We start from the raw sequence: 18,702 nt of genomic DNA on the forward strand, positions 1-18,702 counted from the left end.
ATCTCTTCAACGAGATAATAATCACGCTATCATGAAAAATCGGGACATAAAAGATTGCAAAGAAGGTGCAAATATGGGGGGCAACAAAACGATTCATGGGGCCATCAGCCCGTTTTCGGGGCTAGTCGGCGACCAGACGAACGGCGCTGGAAGAAAAATGGGCATAAACCTTTTTACCGTCACGCAGATGCGTGTTCTCAAGCGTGCAGGTGTCCACGGTGGCCCGCAGGGTTGTGCCGTCTGGCAGGCCCACGCAGACAAAGGTTTCCACCATGTCAGAGTGCAGGCTTTCCACCACGCCCTTGATACAGTTGGCAAGGCTCATGGAAGACTTTTCCGGGCTCAGCACTATTCGCTCGGGGTCAACCCGCACGCTTAGCACCTGGTTTTCGTGCACTTCAAGCAAAGCGGCTTCTTCCGGGGTGCAGGCAGCCGCAAGCCTGAAATCAGAAAAAGTGGTCACCTCCACATATACCTTGCGCATGCCTGCATATATGCGGGTAACTATTCCCCAAAAAAGATTGGTTCCGTCGTCGGCTTCGCCGCCATGACAAGGAGCCCCGGCGTTGTCTTTGCCGTGGGCCTGGCTGGTGAGCAGCCTGCGCGCCTCACCGTCAGAAAAATTCAGAAAGGCAAGCAGCTGGTCCGCATCCTGCTGACCCAAAAATTTGAGTACCAGCGGCATGGGAACATGCAGCTCCAGCAGCTCCAGCCCGCGTGAATAGCGAATGGCGCGCGGGCCCACAGAGGCTGAAGACAAACCCATTATGCTGCCCACGGCATAAAATTTCTTTCGCAGAAAGCTCTGATCAAACTGCATAAAATCAGGTTCTGCCGCCTGCGGCAGACCAAGAATACGGCGGATGTTGCGCATGGCGCTTACTGGCAGCAGAATTTCGCGCGCGTTGGAACCAGAAACTCGCAGCATGCCGGTGACCGTATCAATGGATGATTGCGGCTCAAGCGCAAGCACCTCACCCAGTCGCAATCCGCCGTAGCGCATAAGCAAAAAAATCAGATGCAGACGCGCCCGCAAAATTTTTTGCGTGCGTGTCGTTGCCTCGGCTTCCCACTGTTCCCAGCACAGGGTAAGGCTTTCAAGTTGTTGTCGTGTCAAATGGTTGCGCATATTTTTATCTTGCAAGGGTTATAACAGGTTGGACAATGCCTGTCAGCTACCGCCGCAACCAGACTTCCGCGTTTTCAGAACAGCGCCACCAGTATTCACCTTCACTACCCTGCCATGCCGCATTCGCCTCTCGCAGTTGCTGCACCTCCACGGCGGTTGATGCCGCAAATCACATACAGCAAGCCCTGTCACCAGTAGTTTAAAGCAAAATTTTCAAGGTGAATGCTACAGATTGTTCGCCAACTATTATTTGCAGCTCTACTGAAATCAATTTTCTATTATTTGGCAACAAGCCAATAACATTCGCACTAAACTAACAAGAAAAATTTTTATTAAAATTTTCGTTATATTTCAGCGTAATAAACTAAAATATCGGCCTTTGCAATTGGGTAACCACATTGAATACCATAATGTTTTGTGATTTTTCATCGTTAAGCAATTTCACGCGACAAACAGTGCCCAAAATAGTCGCATAAACGCAACAAAATCAAAAAGACACTCTTTATTTAACAAATATAATAACGCCTATAAAAAAATTGGAGCCATATAATGAAGCTGTCAACAAAGCTGATTACCTTGTCAGCAGTTCTTTCATCTTTTTCTGTAATAATTGGAATTCTGTCCATGCTTGGCATGTCGAGCATGAATGAAGAAGCTCAGGATCTTTCCCAAAACTGGCTCCCGGCAATAAAAGTAGTTGGCGAGCTTAACGGGCTTGTGAATGAATACAGACGCAATGAGCTGGTTCATATCCTTTCAGATGACGAAGCGCTGACAAAAGAATATGAAAACAGGCTTCGCAAGACAGAATCTGACATCAAACAAAAGATAAAAGAATATGAACCAATGATAAGCGAACCGGAAGAAAAAGCGGTCTTTCCGCTGTTTCTTGCTGCATGGAACAGCTACATTGAAAACCATAAAATAGTAGAAATGCTTTCGCGGGAAAACAAAACTGAAGAAGCGACAAAAAAGGTACTTGGCGGGGCCCGCGAACAGTATCTGAGTGCCCTCAAGCACCTTGCAACAATTATTGAGGTTAACAACAAGGGCAGCAAGCAGTCTGCAATTGATGTAGAAAATGCATACAATAAGGGAAAACTGCTTAACATCTGCCTTATCATTTTTTCACTTTCCGCTGCCGTCATCATTTCTGCGATTATCATCAAGGGTGTATTGAAGCAGCTGGGAGATGACCCCGGCTATCTGCACGCTGTTGCAAACGAGATTGCATCGGGTAATCTGGATGTTCAGTTCAAGCCCGTTAAGGGTGATGGCGGCGTTTACGGCGTCATTATCAAGATGGTCGACAAACTGAAGGAAGAAATAGCGCTGGCAGAAACCAAATCACAGCAGGCAGAGCAGGAAGCGCTGGCCGCACGCGAGGCCAAAGCCATGGCCGACGAGGCCACCAAGAAGGCAGAGAAGGCCAAGGCCGAGGGCATGTTCCATGCCGCAACACAGCTTGAACACGTTGTGGAAGTTGTTTCTTCCGCGTCTGAATCGCTTTCTGCCCAGATTGTTCAGTCCAGCCGTGGCGCAGACGAGCAGTCGAACCGGGTGCACGAAACCGCCACCGCCATGGAAGAAATGAACGCCACGGTGCTTGAGGTGGCGCGCAATGCCCAGCAGGCGGCTTCGGCCTCAAATCAGACCAAGCAGCAGGCATCTGAAGGTTCGGGCATTCTCAATGAGGCTGTAAGGAGCATTGAAGCGGTGCGAACCCAGTCTCTGTCGATCATGGAAGACATGTCACAACTGGGCAAACAGGCCGAGGGCATTGGACAGGTGCTTGACGTTATTGCCGATATTGCAGACCAGACCAACCTGCTGGCCCTTAACGCCGCCATTGAAGCAGCCCGCGCGGGTGAGGCCGGACGCGGTTTTGCCGTTGTGGCCGATGAAGTGAGAAAACTGGCGGAAAAAACCATGACCGCCACGCAGGAAGTGGGCAAAGCCATTACCGAAATTCAGCATGGTACGCGCAAAAACATTGATAATGTGGAGCACGTGGCGGCATCCATTGAAAACGCCACCCTGCTTTCGGTCAAGTCGGGCGAGTCGCTCACCCAGATATTGGCCTTTGTTGATCAGGTCAACGATCAGGTGCGCTCCATTGCCACGGCCAGTGAGCAGCAGTCTGCCGCCAGTGATGAAATCAACCAGTCTGTCGAGCAGGTTGCCACCATCTCCGCCGAGACAGCTCAGGCCATGGGGCATGCCACAAATGCCGTTGCCGAATTGATGCAGCAGGCGCAGGTGCTTAAAAAGCTTATTCTCGAAATGAAAAACCAGGGCGCGGCAGCCTAGAAGGCAAACCGGCTTACAAAGCACAACGGCCACCGGACAAATCCGGTGGCCGTTTTTTTATCTGCAAATCAACATGTCAGCGACGCTGGCTTATAATCACGCCCCCCAGCACCAGGGCTGAGGCCATGTATTGCGAGGGCGCAAGGCGCTCGCCAAGTATGATCATGCTAAATATGAGTGTGAAAACGGGTATGAGATTCATGAACATGCTGGCTCTGGCAGCGGGCATGCGGCTGATGCTGAACCCGTAAAGCGAATACGCGCCCACAGAGACCCCAAGCCCAAGGTAAACAATGCTTGCCCAGGCCAGCGCGGTGGCCCCGTCCTGCGGCATACCCATGCCGGGCAAAAACAGCGTGGGAAAGAAAAAAACAACCCCTGCCCAGGCCTGCACCGCGGTGATGAACATGGGCGTATACCCGCGCGAAAGCCGCCGCACACAAATGGCGTACAGTGCCGCAAAAACCATGGCAGATATCTGCAGAGTGTTGCCTAGCAGTGGGTTTGGCGCATGTTCGTCGGCCACGGATCCCACGCTCAGCCACACCGCGCCCACTATGGCAATTACGCAGCCAATCCAGGCCACAAGACCTATCTTTTCCTTGAGCAGAAAATACCCAAATGCCCCTACAAATATGGGCAAGGTGGCGCTGAGCATGCCTGCCTGCGAGGCAGAGGTGTAGTTGAGCGCATAGCCCTCAAAAGCAAAGTAAAGACAGGGTTCGCAGATCACAAGAACAAGAAAGATGCGCCAGTCACCCTTTGTGTACCGCTGTTTTGCCCACATGGAGGGCAACAGGGCAAGAAAGGTGGCAGAAGATACCACCAGCAGCAAAAATATCATTATCATGGGGTGAAAACACTCAAGGGCAAATTTCATTGCCACGTATGCCCCACCCCACAAAACAGTAGAAACAATGGCTGCGATTGGGCCAGCATAGCTGACAGAAGCTGTTTGTTGCATCTGGAATTTCTCTCCAATATCTCCTGGCAGCTACAATCTACTGTCAGAAATTTTGTGCGCAAGTATAACAGCATTATTCTGTCCGGCAAGCAAAACCTTTAAAACGTTCCACACGTATGGAAGCTTTGCAGTCGCATGCCGCACAAGCAGCACTTTGCTGTTGGAGCAGGGTCTTGAGTGAGATGGTTTGCCAGCGGATGACCTGTGACTGACGAGAGCAGCCAAAGCAGATATTGTACTTTTTTGCACAAAAGCCTAGACTAAAAACAAGCGGAGGCCGAACCCGCATCTGCCGGTTCCCCCCACCACGGTTAAAGCCTTATTTCCCCAACATTAGCTAAGGAGTAACCCGTGCGTCGCATCATACCGTTTTTTCTGGTTCTTCTGTTGTTCGCCTTCAACGTCCACGCGGCTCCACCTGCCAAGCAGCTTCCCGGTGATCTTACGCTGGCCGAAGCCCAGACCGTGCTCAACGCAGCCCTCGCCCACTCGGTAAAACAGGGCATACCCATGAATATCGCCGTTGTTGATGCCGGGGGCAACCTCAAGGCATTTGCCCGTGAGGACGGGGCATTTATTGGCAGCATAGACATTGCACAAAAAAAGGCCATAACGGCCCGCTATTTCAACATGTCTACGGCAGATCTTGGTGCTGCCGCCCAGCCGGGCAAGGAACTTTACGGCATTGAAGTTACCAACCGGGGTCTGGTTATCTTTGGCGGCGGCGAACTGCTGATCCGCAACGGCGTTATTGTTGGCGCTATTGGCGTGAGCGGCGGCAGCGTGGCTGAAGATACCGCCGTTTCAAAGGCTGGCGCTGCGGCGTTAAAGTAAGCATCCGTGCACGGAGCAAGGACGTTTCACACACCCAATATTTCAGGGCCTGCATACAGCCCGCTGCATAAACCAACAAATAAAACACCCCCGCCAGAAAGGCAGGCCCCCTCTCGGTAATGCCTGCCCGCCTGACGGGGGTTTTATAATTGCAGATGCCTCTGACTACAAAAATGGGCAGCCGCTCTTACACTTCGTGTACGGCTGCGCAATCCCTGTTGCCAAGACCGGCGGCAGAGCCTCGGCCAAAGCGCGCAAAAACCATATCCAGCAGCGCCACATCCACGTTCAGGGCATGGGCCATACCACAGCCCAGCCGCAGATCCTTGAGGGCAAGATCCAGCGTAAAACGCGGTGGAGCATATTCGCCCTCGGCCATGTTTTTTCCACGTGCGTCAAGCTGAAAGCTGTGGGCACCGGTTTCGCCCAACAGGCGCAGCAGCAGTTTTTTTTCCACCCCGGCGGCTTCGCCGATGCGCAGCCCCTCGCTCAGCACGGCCAGGTTGGCCATGCCCACAAGGTTGCTGACCAGCTTTACCGCGCAGGCCGCCTCTACCGTACCAACATTGTTGAACACCCCAAGGAGGGGCCACACATCACCCAGCGCTGCAATGGCCTGCTGGTCGCCACCCACAAACAGCGGGGCTTCGCCACGTTCCGCATGGGCGGGTGTTTTGCCAAGGGTGCACTGAATGTAGGCAACGCCCTGTTTGCCTGCAGCCTCGGCAAGCGTAAAGGCCGTTTGCGAATCGATGGTTGAAAGCTCCACGTGCACTGTTCCGGGCTGCATGTGGGCATACAGGCCATCCGGACCAAGAGCCTTTTCCGCAAGGTGTTCCGGCAGGGCCAGGCAGGTAAAAACCACTTTGCACGAGGTCATGTCGGCCATGCTCATGGCGGCGATGCCGCTTGCACCGGCTGCCAGGGTTTTATCCCTGCCCGCAGCACTGCGGTTGTAAACGTGCACGTTTTTGCCCGCACGAATAAGATTCCGGGCCAGCGGGCCGCCCATGGCACCCACGCCGATAAAGCCAAATTCCATGCCTAGTGCTCCTGCTTTTTACCCATATCTGCGGCACTGCCTGTCGCATCACCGGCGGTATTACAGGCATCAATGCCGCCCTTGCCCAGCAGGCGCATCAGATAATCGTGGCGCTCTACCACAAGGTTGCGGCCCTCGTGCTGCGCACGGCTGACCTGCACGGCGTAGAGCTCAAGGGTACGGGACGAAAGGGTCTCCAGCTCGCACCGCAGATAGCGCCGGAACATGCCCTGCCCGTTGCTTTTGATGACATGGGGGTAACGCCGCTGGGCATCCTGCAAAAAGGCCTCTTCCGCATCGGCAATCTGGTCAAGTAGAGGGCTTGTGCTCAGGGGCGGCAGCCGGTCGTCCATACGGGCATATTTTTCAACCATAAAATTGCGCCCGTGTAGCTCTGCCTGTCGCAGATCGTCCAGATATGAAACCAGCAGCGCTTCATCGTGGGCGGAATGGGACATTTTGCGCATGGCGCGAAAGGTCTCGGGGCGTGTCTGGCAGACAGAAACGCCGCCCTCATTATTGGTGGCCAAAAACATGGCCAGCTCGCGCTCCACAATTTCTGCAAGCACTGCCTCACGGCTCGTGTTCTCCTGCATTGCCAGCTCCTTCTGCTTAGGCTTTGGACGGGGTATCCGCCATGGCCTGAAGGCAGACCTCAAGATTCTTTTTGTAGCCTTGGGCTTCTTCGCCATTGCCCAGGCCAAGGCGATCATACATTTCTACCGCTGCCTGCAACGATTCAGCAGCCTCGCGCCACTGGCCGTCAGAGGCAAGGGCAACGCCAAGGTTGCCCAGCGAAAAGGCCGTTTCGTCGTTCTCGCCCAGCAGTTCGCGCCGCAGGGCCAGCGCCTGACGGTGCAGGGCAATACCCTCGTTGATCTGGCCGCGTTCTTCGCAGATGCGCCCAAGATTATTGAGACACACGCCCAGTTGGGGGACGCAGAAGCCCTGTTTTTCCCATATTTCCTTGGCCTTGCGCATAAGGGATTCGGCCCGGTCAAAATCGCGCTTGCGGTAATATGCCGCAGAAAGGCGCAACTGGGCTTCCGCCACCTGAGGCGAATCAGGCCCGCACACCTCAACGGTCAGGTGCAGCGATTCGCGGCCAATGGCCAGACTTTCTTCTACCTTGCCAATACCAAGCAGCGCGTGGGCAAGATTCTGCATGGCTCCAAGGGTCATGGGCGCTGTTGGCCCAAGGGTGGAACGCAAAAGCTCTACACTGTCTTCCAGTGCCTTTATGGCCGCTTCTGGCCGTTGCAGCGCAAAGTTGGCGCGTCCCATGCCGTCAAGCACAAGGGCGCGGCACAGGGCGTCATCAGGGTAACGCGCGGCAAGTTTTTCAAGCGCTTCAATACAGCTTTGCGGCTGGCCCTGCTTCATCAGATCAAGCGCCGCGCGCAAATCACCCAGCCATTGGCGTTGCGATGCCATAGGGCAACTCCTTTCAGCCTTGCAGCATATCCATACGCAGCAGTGCCGGTTCTTCAACATGCCGCATGATCTGCGGACCGTGTTCCCAAAGCCAGTTTCCGGGGGCCGTGCTTAAGCCCACGGCGCGCAGATGGTTGGCCGCATGGGTGCAAAAATCCTCAACAGCGGCCACAACCTGGCTGCCCTGTTCTGCCTGCATGGGTGCGAACGCCAGCGCATGCAGAACCTGCGAAACCTGCGCCCCAAGCACCGGAAGCTCACCAGCCAGCTTGCCCGCCCACTTGTAAAAAGGCATGTAACGGCGGTTGCACAGAAAGACAAAGGAAAGCGCCGCCTCGGCAAACCGCGCCGAAGCCAGCATGGCCGCCACGGGGTCATTGCGCTGCAGACTGCGGGGCAGGTTGTACTGCCCGGTCTGCGCCATGACCATGCAGCGCGCGGCCATTTTTTTGAGCAGCACATCGCGCGGGTAGCAGCCCAGCAGAACATCGCGCCAGCGGGTGAACACACCGCCCTTATCCTCAAAAATCTCGCCGTTGGTGCAAGCCGCAAGCTGGTATTCAGGAATGGCCAGCCATTCCTGCCATGTGACCGGAGCACGATTGAGCCCCGTAAAGAATGCGTAAAAATCTTCCAGCGGCAGCGGACCCACCCTGCCCTGCCTGCGTTGCGGCGCAAGCCTGCTTTCAAAGCCCTGAAACTCGCCCGGCAGTTTGGCAAAAGCGGCCTCTATGCGCGATTGTTCCGCCAGCAGCATCTCACGCGGCAGCCAAAGGCAAAAAGCCGGGCCAAAGTCGTGATCTCGCGACTGGGCATCGTCGCAGCCAAAGCATTCGGACCCTTCGCCCACCAGCCCCACAGCCGCGGCATCCATGATTCCCGTAAGTTCTGCCCGCAGTATGGGCCGGCAAACCTGATAAAATTCACGGGCAAGTTTCAGACCCTGCATAGATTCTCCTGATCATTTGGCGCGCCGACAGGGCCAGCGCAAGGCACAGCGGCCAGCTCCGGAAGGGAGCTGGCAAAACTGGTGCAGCCCACGGCATTGCCTTCTGGTTTTATCGCGCATGATGTGGCGGGGCGGGAAACTGCGGTATCGGGGCTAACCGGGCTTGATGGCTTCAATTTCCTTGACCTTGCGAAAGATGGTGCTGCGGTCCATTTGAAAATGGCGTGAAAGTTCGCTGATGGAGCCATAGCGCTGCATGCCTTTTTCAATGACGGCGGTTTCCACTTCTTTCATGATGCTTTTGAGCGAACGGCCTTCAATGGAAGGCAGCGCGTACTGGCCCTCGCCCGATTCGCACGGTGGCAAGGGGCGAATACCCGCCAGATCGCGTATGCCCACAAGCCCATGTTTACAGGTAACCACAAGACCTTGCACAAGATTTTCAAGCTCTCGCACATTGCCGGGCCAGGTGTGGTTTTGCAGAACCTGCTTGGCTTCTTCTGAAAGATTCACCGACTTGCGGTATTTTTTGCCATAAAAGGTCAAAAAGCTCTGCGCCAGCGGCAGAATATCCACGCGGCGCGAGCGCAGGGGCGGAATGTTGAGCACAGCCACCTTGAGGCGATAGTACAGGTCCGAACGGAAGGTGCCCTTGGCAACCTCGCGTTCCAGCTCCTTGTTGGTGGCAGCCACAACGCGCACGTCCACCTTTTTGGGCACGGTAGCGCCCACGCGCAGCACCTCCCAGTCCTGCAGCACACGTAACAGCCGCGACTGCATGGTCATGGGCAGCTCGCCAATTTCATCAAGAAACAGCGTGCCGGTAGATGCCGCCTCCACAAGCCCCGCTTTGCCGTGCTTGCTGGCACCGGAAAAACTGCCCGGAACATAGCCAAACAGCTCGGTTTCAATAAGATTTTCAGGGATACTGCCGCAGTCTACCTTGATAAAGGGCGCGTCGGCCCGCAAACTGTTACGGTGGATGTGCCGCGCCACAACATCCTTGCCCACGCCGGTTTCACCCAGTAGCAACACGGTGGCGTCTGTCTCTGCAATGGCTGAAGCCTCGGCGTACAGGCGTTGCATCACAGGGCTTTGCACCACACGGGGGTACTGGTTGCCGCTTGCGCCCTCGCTGCTGAGATTCTGAAAAGTTTCAAGCAGTTCGCGCTGGGCGGTGATTTCTTCGCGCAGTTCTGTCAGAGCCGTGATATCGCGTATGACGGTTACAACGTAGGCAACCTTGCCGGTGGAATCCTTTACGGGATGTCCATCGAGCAGCAGCGTGCGCCCGTTGTACAGGTTCTGCACGCTCGATACCTTTTGCCCGGTTTCCACAATGCGCGGATTGAGCACCACGTCAAAAATACCGTTCTGCACCATGTCCTGAATGCGGCTGCCCATCATCTTTTCGCGGGCAATACCCGTGAGCTCGGCGTGGCGCTTGTTGACCAGCGTGACAATGCCCTCGCGGTCGGTCACGCATATGGCATCGCGAAAGGTATCGCAAAGTTGTTCTACGTATTCTGCTAGCATGTGAGGATTGTACATGCATTAACTCCCAGGGCGCAAGTGTGCCCCCATGCCCGTCTTGCGGGCATGGGAGCAGATGAAAGGCGCTGCCGTCCGGCAAAAGCCGACAGCGTGTTCCATTTTAGAACCCTTCGGCGCTGGTGGCTTCAGCCATCACACCCTGAGGGGCTTGGGTAGCAGCGGTGCGGACTTCCTGGGCATTGCGACGGGCGCGGGCCATACGGCTCAGCCACAGGGTGGAGAGAGCGCTGAGCACGCCGATACCGGCAAGGTAACCGCAGAGGTACCACGGAGCGCCATCGGCATAGCCGGTGAGCATGGCGGCAACCATGGGGGTCATGCCCGAGGCAAAGATGGCGGTGAACTGATACACAAAGGAGATGCCAGAGTAGCGCACGGAAGCGTCGAAGCTTTCAGAAAACACGCTGGACATGGTGCCGAAAACTGCGGCGTGCAGGATGCCGAAGGGCAGAGCCAGGGCCAGCACCACGCACAGGTAGTTGCCAGAGAAGTTGTGCAGCACCCAGAAGGCCGGGAAGCTGGAGAGACCAAGCAGCACAGCGCACACGCCGTAGATCTTGGCCTTACCGTGCTTGTCGGCCATGTGACCCCAGAAAGGAATGAAGCACGACATGACAAGCGAAGAAATCATAACTGCGGTAAGGGCGGCAGAGCGGCCAATGCCGTGCTGCTGCGTAAGGTAGGTGAGCGAGTACACGCCAAAGACGTTGAAAGAAACGCCGTCGATAAAACGGGCACCCATGCAGGCCAGCATCATCTTGGGGTAGCGCTTGAAAGCGTCCAGCAGGGGAAACTTGGCTTCGGGCATCTGCTGTTTGGCTTCAGAAAAGTCCTTGGTTTCCTGCACGGTGCTACGCATGTAGCCACCAACGGCAAGCAGTACGGCAGAAAGCAGGAAGGCCACGCGCCAGCCCCAGTTAAGAAAGGCTTCGTCGGTAAGAATCACAGAGAAGAAGCCAACAATACCAGAGGCAAGCAGCAGACCAAGCGACATGCCGATCTGCGGCAGGCTGGCGTAAAAAGCGCGCTTGTCGGCAGGGGCAGATTCGTAAGACATAAGCACAGCGCCGCCCCACTCGCCGCCAAGGCCGATGCCCTGGGCAAGACGGCAGAGAATGAGCAGAATAGGCGCCCAGATGCCAATGCTGTGATAGGTGGGGATAAGACCAATGCACACCGTGGCGATGCCCATGATTTCAAGGGTCAGGATGAGCATCTTTTTACGACCAAGCTTGTCGCCGAAGTGGCCGAAAATCACGCCGCCCAAGGGACGCGCCACAAAGCCAACCGCAAAGGTGGCAAAAGCGAGCATGGTACCAATGCGCGCGTCAAAATCGGGGAAATACAGCTTGTTGAAGAAAAGCCCGGCAACAACGCCGTACAGAAAGAAGTCATACCACTCAATGACGGCGCCAATAATGGACGAGGCCACAACGCGGCGCAGGTTCTTCTTCTGCTCGTGAGTCATTTGTTCGCTATGCATGGTTTTCCTTTTGATCCTTTTGCCTGGATGTTCATACTGGCCTTTGCGACAAAGCGCCAGAGCCATGGGGGGAACATTCCCGTAATGCCACTTCGGCTATTTTTGCCAGGACACGAAGCCTATCTTTCGCTCCCGGTCAAAGCTCTTGATTGGGTACTATTATGCTGTAATAATTACAGGTTAAGCAGGCGCGCCGCGTTGTTGTACATAACGTTTTCAAGCGTTTCAGGGGTGAAGGGCAGGCGCTTGTAGAGTTCGATCTGTTCCTGAAAGTCCATAAAGGGCGCGGCACTGGCAAAGAGCACCTTGTCGCCGATAAGGCTGTTGGCAGCCTTGATATACCCTTCGGAAAAAGGCTGTTCTTCATATTCCGCAAGGTCGATGTACACGTTGCGGTTGCGGTGCACGGTCATGATGACTTCGCTCACCCAAGGGTAACAGCCGTGGCTGATAACGATCTTGAGTTTGGGGAAGTCGGCGGCGATGCGGTCTATGTGCCGGGGGTGGGCGTCGTCCATAACAGCGCCGTCAACCAGGGTGGCCGGGCCGGTGGTGATGACGATGGGCACATCAAGCTCGCAGCATTTGGCGTAGATGGGGTAATACTTGGCGTGGCTGGCGGGTATGCGGGCAAGATACGGATCAATGGCAGCGCCCTTCATGCCAAGCCCGATCATGCGGGTAAGCTCTGCGGTCGCGTCCATGCCCTTGTGCGGGTCAAGGCCTGCAAAACCGATAAACTTGTCGGGGTACTGGCGCATAAGCTCAAGAATGCCGGGGTTGGCAGAGCCAAGGCCATAGGTGGTTTCTGCATCGCGGCCAGTCACAACACCCTTGACCACGCCCTGCTTTTCCATGTCGGCCACGATCTTTTCAATGGGTTCCGGCTTGGCGCGGTCAGCGTATTTGAAAAGTTCAAACATGCCGCCAAAAACCTTGTTGGAGAGCATTCCCTTAACGGCGTCCGGAGTACTGGGGCGAAAACGAAAATCAATGATGTTCATATGTGTGCCTTTAGGAATAAAAAATTGTGCCTCTCGGCTATGAACCCCTAAAGGCAAAAAGCGTGCCTATTGTGAAATTGAGTGCAAAAACAGTCATCTTAACACTGTTAGATACTGATATTGTTAAATAATATGTTTAATTACAAATAGTTATATAAACAATATCTAAATTTCTTTCCCAAACTCGATTTCACAAAATGCGTAGCCCAGATTCGCTGCTAAAAATGGGCCCCTCGCGTGGTAAAAATGGTGATGGCACTCACATTTTTAATATTTAACATGATGATATTATTTATTTATTTTATTAGTAATGATAATTATTCTCCAGCGCGGCAACCAAAATAAAAATTGTTGCAAATTTGCAACAATAGGAATTTTAGTAAAAACACAACTATTCATGGTAATTAAATAAATATTAAACCCCCATGCTGTGCAAAAAAACACACCCCGCCGCACACTCTGTGCATTTTTACACAACCAATATTTCTCCCCCAAAAAGAAACGCCAGAGCAATACTACCCTGGCGTTTTTCGCAATTAAAAATATAACAAAGCATGAATGTTATGATGCTATTTCTCTCAAACGCTGCATCTTTTCCTCGTCAAGTTTAGCGCCTTCCAGCTCATATTCGCGCCCCAGGTAGGCGTACTTGGGCTGCCCCATGCGGTGGTAGGCAAGTAGCTCAAACTCAATGTTGGGACGACGGGGGATGGATTCGCGGATGGCCAGTATATCGTCTTCCGTATCGTTGAAGCCCGGTATCACCGGGGTGCGCGCCAGTATAGGCAGCTGAGGAAAATCTTCGATCACTCGTGCAAAGTTGCGCATAATCAGCATGTTATCCACACCGGTATGCTTTTTGTGCAGCACCGGATCAAGGCTTTTGATATCAAATATCAGCTTGTCCAGGTGTTTGCAGGCCTCGTACAGGTGCTCGTAGGGGTAGCAGCCACAGGTTTCGATGGTAGTGTTGATGTGGTGCTTGTGCGCCTCGCGCAGCAGGGCAGTGGCAAATTCGTGCTGCATCATGGCCTCGCCTCCAGAGAGCGTCATGCCGCCGCCGGAACGATGATAGAACACGCCGTCTTCTTCAACCTTATCAAGCACCTGTTCGACGGTCATGGCTTCTCCATACACGCTCTGCGCACCAGACGGGCAGGCGCGCACACAGTCAAAACACTCGGTGCACTTGGAGCGGTCGTGCATGATCAGGCCGTTGATGAGGGTGAGCGCACCCGTTTTACAGGCCTTGAGGCAGCGCCCGCACACCTCGGCGGTGAGGCAACGTGATGGATTGAAGGCGTGCTCGGGCTGCAGATGTTGCGATTCGGGGTTGCTGCACCAGCGGCAACGCAGAGGGCAGCCCTTGAGGAACACAAGGGTGCGGATGCCTTCGCCGTCGTGCACGCTGAACTTCTGAATATTAAAAACAATGCCTTGTACTTGTGCGTCAGTCATGGGGGTATCCTTCATGTGCGGCCAGCACCGGCGCACTGGTTGAAAAGGGAGGATCAGGCTTGGCCGGGAGAAAACAAAAAGGGAGGGGCGCCCCCCTCCCCTTCTGGTCTGTTTGCCTGTTTACCTGTGGGGACTGAAGGCTTGGAGAGAATTGTGGCGGGCGGCAGTCTGTTCCGGCAAGGAGAGTTATGCAGCCGGAAAGGGGCAACGGCTGCCCGCCACAGCAGGTTTTAGAACTGTGCGTGCTCGGTGCGGTCGATAATGTCGTTCTGCAGATCGCGGGAAAGATCGCAGAAGTATGCGCTGTAACCTGCGATACGCACCAGCAGGCTGCGGTAGTTGTCGGGGTCTTTCTGCGCGTTGACCAGTGTCTGCTTGTTCACAATGTTGAACTGCAGGTGCCACAGCTTGAGATCGCACCAGGTGCGGATGAGGTTGACGATCTTCTGCGTGCCGTCATCGCCAGAAACGCACTTGGGCGACAGCTTGATGTTCAGCAGGCGCGAAGCGCGGTTGACCATGCCGTAGTTCTTGGAATGGTAGTTGGAGAGCAGCACCGCGGTGGGGCCGTTTTTGTCTGCGCCGTGCGAAGCCGAGGAACCGTCGGAAAGAGCGGTCCAGGCATGCCGGCCATTGGGAGTGGCAGAAACCACCTTGCCAAAGGGCACATGCGAGGTGATGGGCACGTAGCGCACGTCAACATGCACGCCGCGGTCACGCGAGCTCTTTTCGGCTTCCACCTGGGTAAAGCGGTCCACGTCCTTGGCGATGCTGTCCACATAGGGATCGTTGTTGCCGTAGCAGGGGGCGTTGCGCAGCATTTCGCGCACGGGTTCGTAGCCCTTGAAGTCAGCCTTGCAGGCTTCCACAACTTCCTTCATGGACAGGCGCTTTTCTTCAAACACGAGCTTTTTGATGGCGGCAAGGGAGTCTACCACCGTGCCGTAACCCAGAAATTCGAAGTATGAGTAGTCCACACCGCCGGGAATCTTTTCGCAGTGCAGGTCCATGAGGTTTTCCATGCACAGGTTGTGCAGCACGGAAGAAAGCGGCGCGGCAAAGTGCTGCGGGCGCAGTTTGTCTACCACGTGCTGCTGCTGGAAGGCCTTGCGCAGCAAGTTGAGGTGCTGGGCCTGATAGGCGGTGTAGAATTCTTCCCAGTTCTTGAATCTGGTGGCTTCGCCCGTTTCAATGCCCACGACCTCTTCGCCGTAGTGCTGCATGCGGCCATTGTACATGGTCATTTCAAGCGCGGTGGCAAAGTTCACATACACGCAGCCCGAGGTGTAGGTATCGCGGTTTGGCATGCGGGTTTCGGTGCAGCCCGAAACGGCGTAATCCAGAGCTTCGTTAACCGGGCAACCCTTGATGGTGTTGAGGAACACCACCTCTTCGTCATTGATCAGCTTGGGGAAACCAGAGCCGTCCTTGATGGTCAGGGCCACTTCGCGCAGAAAGCGTTCGGGCGAACGGGAATGGATACGCGCGGCAAGGTCGGGGTAGTTGAGCGGGAATTCGCGCTTGGATTCAAGGAACAGGTAGGTCAGATCGTTGGTGGCGTCTTCGCCTTCGGGAGTCTGGCCGCCGATGGTCACGGCTTCCCAGTGGGCGTAGCCTTCCTGGAATTCAACACCTGTGGGGTTGATGTACAGGTCAATGAACTGGGCCATGTCCACCCACATGCATTCAAGCAGTTCCTTGGCTTCTTCGCGGGAGATTTTGCCCTCTTCGATATCCTTTTTGTACAGGGGGTACAGGTACTGGTCCATGCGGCCATTGGAGATGATGGCGCTGGCCTTCTGTTCAATGCGCGAGAACATCTGCACAAACCACTGGCACTGCATGGCTTCGCGGAAGCTGCGGGCAGGGTGTGCGGGCACGTGATCGCAGGTTTCGGCGATCTGCAAAAGTTCGGCCTTGCGTTTGGCGTTGCCTTCCTTGGCGGCCAGTTCACGGGCCAGGTCGGCGTGGCGCTTGGCCCAGATCATGATGGCGTCGCACACTATGATCATGGCTTCGAGGAAAGGCTTTTTGTCCCACAGGTCCACAGAGTTGGTCAGGTCAAGGGTGCCCAGCTTTTCGCAGGCTTCTTTCTGAATGTCGAGGAAACCGCGATTGATGACCTTTTCGTAGTCCGGCACCCACTGAAGGGCCGAGCGGTACGAAGAGGTTTCGCTCACCACAAACTTGGACTTGAGGCCGCGTTCGTCAACATAGGTGACGTTGCGGATTTCGGCGGGCAGGGTATTGTTGAGGTGTTCGTGGTAGGTCTTGCCTTCCCAGTAGGGAGCGATCTCTTCCATAACGACCTTGATGTCTTCCTGCGAAATCTGGAAGGGGCTCTTGTCGCGGTGCTCGAGGTCGGCGAGCACTTCGCGGTAAAAGTCACCGTCGATTTCGGGATACAGAATGCCGTAGCGACCAAACTTGCCCACGCGGCCAGCAATAAGCTGGTTGGGGGTGATGTAGACGGTGATTTTTTCGGCCACATTCTTGAGGGCCTTGGCCCAGCGCAGAGTCAGCAGCTCACCTTCGGTTTCACGCATGGATTCGGTGAAATACTTGGCGCGTTCAACGTCCACGTGGGGCAAGGTAAACTGGTTCTGTTCCAGAATGCCATAAACGCGCTCGCGGCCATTCCGGTCTACGCTCTTGTTAACAACGCGATCTTCCTGGGGGGACATGCAGCAACCGCACTGACTCATGATGAAACTCCTGAATGGTGATTATTTTCAAGCGAGATGCTTGTGATATTCATCTCAATGCCTCCCTATGAGCATCATCCGTGCCATTGTCATTAACACTATGTTTTCATTAAATTTTTATGTTTATTTTAAAAAGGTTAGCAAAATAACAGGCGGCACCATTGTTGTAAATTTGCAACATTTTTTGCATAACATACCAAAATAAAATGATAAAATAAAAAAGTGTTTTTTTGCAACAGTGCAAAAAAACACTTTTCACAAGCGGACATGACCCGGCTCTTGCAAACCCCACTGCATCACCTAAAATCAGACTGATAAATCGAATAGTTGCCCAGTTTCTACCCTGCCATCATATGCAATTAGGCCTCCACTCAGGCAAAACAAAAAATAACGACAGGAAAAAGCATGATTATTAAACTTTATATATAAATTTATTTCATATTTAACCTGTATTTATACTGAATATGCAAGCTTTATTATCCTATATGCAATATATTAATTATTTCTTAATTTTATTCAAGTTGATAAAAACTATTATTTACTGTAGTTAATTAGTTGGTTGTATCACGCATATTCCGTACAGGAGAATGCACCATGCTGAAAAAATACTATGATGATTCAATTTCACGCAGCAAGTTTGATAAAGCATTTTCTCGAGCTGAATTAAAAATTTTAGCTCTTGTAGTTATTGCAATATTTATTACAACTGCTTCTCTTATTACCATATTCAACTATTATAGAAATATGGAGCTTAAATTGATAACTGTCATGAGGACAGATTCAATTTTTTCTCTGCTCCTTGAACTTATCCCACCAGAAAGCCTCATAAATATTAACAAGGGAAATATAGCTGATTCTGAACTGTACAATATTGTGCAGAGCGAGCTTAACAATGTACGCAAGATCACATCTGTACGCTATCTGTACACAGTTAAGCGCAACTCAGATGGCAATGCCATATATGTTGTTGATGGCCTGCCGGACACAGACGACGATTTTCGCCCTTACGGGTCACCCATTGAAGAAGAAATTTTGCCAGTGGTGAATAAATGCCTTGATGGACAAATTGTTCACGGAACAGAGATTCTTGACACATCATGGGGCATGGTCATACCCGCGTGTGAACCCATTAAAAAGAACGGCATAACAGTGGGCGCTCTGGCCATCGAATTTGACGGCAGCTATTTTTCTGAAAATACCAAAAATTCACAACGGTACGGAATAATTGTTTGCATCTGCGTTGCCATTTCGGTGGGGCTGGTGGCCATTTTGCTGATCCGCAGCTTTTCCATTCCCCTGTACAGGTGGCTTGCCTACACAGACCTGCTTACCGGCGCCTTGAACCGTAACGCCTATGAACTTGCCATGCACACGCTGTGTGACAGCACCCCGCAACCCAATCTGCTGGTGCTTACCTGTGACATCAACAGGCTCAAAGCCATCAATGACCAGATGGGGCACACCACAGGCGATCAGTACATACGCTCCATGGCGCAGTTGCTGCTGCGCAGGTTCAAGGGCAAAGCCGAAACGTATAGGATTGGCGGTGACGAATTTGTTACCCTTCTGCACGACCTGACACCAGAAGCCCTGGAAACAGCCATGCTTGATCTGTGTGCGGAGGCACAGCAGATTACCTTTGGGGAATACAGCCTCTCGTTTTCGTATGGCATTGCCGCTTTTGACAAAGACACTGATGCCAGTATCAAGGACACCATCTCGCGGGCCGACGCCAGCATGTACAAATACAAACAGGAATGCCCCAAACCATAACCACCGGCTTATTGCTGCGAGGGGTTCAGGGGCAGCACGGCTGAGACATTTGGTCGGCCTGCG

The 18,702-nt window shown here is 53.7% G+C and carries 14 protein-coding genes; 3 read left to right on the forward strand and 11 right to left on the reverse strand.

From position 1 onward, the window contains the following. Nucleotides 1–121 precede the first annotated feature (121 nt). Entirely contained in the window at nucleotides 122–1,129 is a 1,008-nt protein-coding gene (locus tag F8N36_RS09015) for a transporter (RefSeq protein WP_291332464.1), read from the reverse strand. 549 nt (nucleotides 1,130–1,678) lie between these two features. Between F8N36_RS09015 and F8N36_RS09020 the strand changes: the two genes are divergently transcribed. Beyond that, nucleotides 1,679–3,439, forward strand: coding sequence for a methyl-accepting chemotaxis protein (locus tag F8N36_RS09020; protein ID WP_291332465.1), 1,761 nt, complete (start codon nucleotides 1,679–1,681; stop codon nucleotides 3,437–3,439). Between the two features lie 76 nt (nucleotides 3,440–3,515). Here the strand turns inward: F8N36_RS09020 and F8N36_RS09025 are convergent, their stop codons facing one another. Continuing rightward, complete coding sequence (locus tag F8N36_RS09025) at nucleotides 3,516–4,403, reverse strand: DMT family transporter (protein ID WP_291332466.1); 888 nt, start codon at nucleotides 4,401–4,403, stop codon at nucleotides 3,516–3,518. A gap of 351 nt (nucleotides 4,404–4,754) precedes the next feature. On the opposite strand from F8N36_RS09025, the gene F8N36_RS09030 reads away from it, so the two are divergent. Further along, nucleotides 4,755–5,237 carry a heme-binding protein gene (locus tag F8N36_RS09030; RefSeq protein ID WP_291332467.1) on the forward strand — a complete coding sequence of 161 codons (483 nt, stop codon included), beginning with the start codon at nucleotides 4,755–4,757 and terminating at the stop codon, nucleotides 5,235–5,237. Nucleotides 5,238–5,424: 187 nt separating this feature from the next. Here the strand turns inward: F8N36_RS09030 and F8N36_RS09035 are convergent, their stop codons facing one another. From F8N36_RS09035 to F8N36_RS09075, 9 genes are all read right to left on the reverse strand, one after another. Then, a complete protein-coding gene (locus F8N36_RS09035) occupies nucleotides 5,425–6,279 on the reverse strand; it encodes an NAD(P)-dependent oxidoreductase (RefSeq protein WP_291332468.1) in 855 nt (284 codons plus the stop codon). Nucleotides 6,280–6,281: 2 nt separating this feature from the next. Further along, a complete protein-coding gene (locus F8N36_RS09040) occupies nucleotides 6,282–6,875 on the reverse strand; it encodes a DUF4125 family protein (RefSeq protein WP_291332469.1) in 594 nt (197 codons plus the stop codon). Between the two features lie 16 nt (nucleotides 6,876–6,891). Further along, nucleotides 6,892–7,713, reverse strand: a complete 822-nt coding sequence (locus F8N36_RS09045; protein WP_291332470.1) for a tetratricopeptide repeat protein — start codon at nucleotides 7,711–7,713, stop codon at nucleotides 6,892–6,894. A 13-nt stretch (nucleotides 7,714–7,726) separates the two neighbouring features. Next, nucleotides 7,727–8,662, reverse strand: a complete 936-nt coding sequence (locus F8N36_RS09050) for a DUF4037 domain-containing protein (protein ID WP_291332471.1) — start codon at nucleotides 8,660–8,662, stop codon at nucleotides 7,727–7,729. A 153-nt stretch (nucleotides 8,663–8,815) separates the two neighbouring features. Continuing rightward, on the reverse strand, nucleotides 8,816–10,213 hold the full coding sequence (locus F8N36_RS09055) for a sigma 54-interacting transcriptional regulator (protein WP_291332472.1): 1,398 nt from the start codon (nucleotides 10,211–10,213) through the stop codon (nucleotides 8,816–8,818). A gap of 103 nt (nucleotides 10,214–10,316) precedes the next feature. Then, nucleotides 10,317–11,699 (reverse strand): MFS transporter, encoded by a 1,383-nt coding sequence (locus F8N36_RS09060; RefSeq protein ID WP_291332473.1) that lies wholly within the window; start codon nucleotides 11,697–11,699, stop codon nucleotides 10,317–10,319. A 173-nt stretch (nucleotides 11,700–11,872) separates the two neighbouring features. Further along, a complete protein-coding gene (locus F8N36_RS09065) occupies nucleotides 11,873–12,703 on the reverse strand; it encodes an amidohydrolase family protein (protein ID WP_291332474.1) in 831 nt (276 codons plus the stop codon). 561 nt (nucleotides 12,704–13,264) lie between these two features. Beyond that, nucleotides 13,265–14,161, reverse strand: a complete 897-nt coding sequence (locus tag F8N36_RS09070) for a glycyl-radical enzyme activating protein (RefSeq protein ID WP_291332475.1) — start codon at nucleotides 14,159–14,161, stop codon at nucleotides 13,265–13,267. A 230-nt stretch (nucleotides 14,162–14,391) separates the two neighbouring features. Further along, the gene (locus F8N36_RS09075; protein WP_291332476.1) at nucleotides 14,392–16,866 is read right to left on the reverse strand and encodes a glycyl radical protein; all 2,475 of its coding nucleotides are present in this window, start codon (nucleotides 16,864–16,866) and stop codon (nucleotides 14,392–14,394) included. Between the two features lie 873 nt (nucleotides 16,867–17,739). Between F8N36_RS09075 and F8N36_RS09080 the strand changes: the two genes are divergently transcribed. Further along, on the forward strand, nucleotides 17,740–18,639 hold the full coding sequence (locus F8N36_RS09080) for a GGDEF domain-containing protein (protein ID WP_291332477.1): 900 nt from the start codon (nucleotides 17,740–17,742) through the stop codon (nucleotides 18,637–18,639). The last annotated feature ends 63 nt before the right edge of the window (nucleotides 18,640–18,702 follow it).

The sequence above is a fragment of the Desulfovibrio sp. genome (assembly GCF_009712225.1).
In the GTDB taxonomy this organism is placed as follows: Bacteria; Desulfobacterota; Desulfovibrionia; order Desulfovibrionales; family Desulfovibrionaceae; genus Desulfovibrio.

Excerpts from the sequence above, each read along its gene's own strand:
- F8N36_RS09070 (WP_291332475.1), bottom strand. The coding sequence starts at position 14,161 with ATGACTGACGCACAAGTACAAGGCATTGTTTTTAATATTCAGAAGTTC.
- F8N36_RS09065 (WP_291332474.1), bottom strand. The coding sequence starts at position 12,703 with ATGAACATCATTGATTTTCGTTTTCGCCCCAGTACTCCGGACGCCGTT.
- F8N36_RS09015 (WP_291332464.1), bottom strand. The coding sequence starts at position 1,129 with ATGCGCAACCATTTGACACGACAACAACTTGAAAGCCTTACCCTGTGC.
- F8N36_RS09025 (WP_291332466.1), bottom strand. The coding sequence starts at position 4,403 with ATGCAACAAACAGCTTCTGTCAGCTATGCTGGCCCAATCGCAGCCATT.
- F8N36_RS09020 (WP_291332465.1), top strand. The coding sequence starts at position 1,679 with ATGAAGCTGTCAACAAAGCTGATTACCTTGTCAGCAGTTCTTTCATCT.
- F8N36_RS09035 (WP_291332468.1), bottom strand. The coding sequence starts at position 6,279 with ATGGAATTTGGCTTTATCGGCGTGGGTGCCATGGGCGGCCCGCTGGCC.
- F8N36_RS09075 (WP_291332476.1), bottom strand. The coding sequence starts at position 16,866 with ATGAGTCAGTGCGGTTGCTGCATGTCCCCCCAGGAAGATCGCGTTGTT.
- F8N36_RS09050 (WP_291332471.1), bottom strand. The coding sequence starts at position 8,662 with ATGCAGGGTCTGAAACTTGCCCGTGAATTTTATCAGGTTTGCCGGCCC.
- F8N36_RS09055 (WP_291332472.1), bottom strand. The coding sequence starts at position 10,213 with ATGTACAATCCTCACATGCTAGCAGAATACGTAGAACAACTTTGCGAT.
- F8N36_RS09040 (WP_291332469.1), bottom strand. The coding sequence starts at position 6,875 with ATGCAGGAGAACACGAGCCGTGAGGCAGTGCTTGCAGAAATTGTGGAG.
- F8N36_RS09045 (WP_291332470.1), bottom strand. The coding sequence starts at position 7,713 with ATGGCATCGCAACGCCAATGGCTGGGTGATTTGCGCGCGGCGCTTGAT.
- F8N36_RS09060 (WP_291332473.1), bottom strand. The coding sequence starts at position 11,699 with ATGCATAGCGAACAAATGACTCACGAGCAGAAGAAGAACCTGCGCCGC.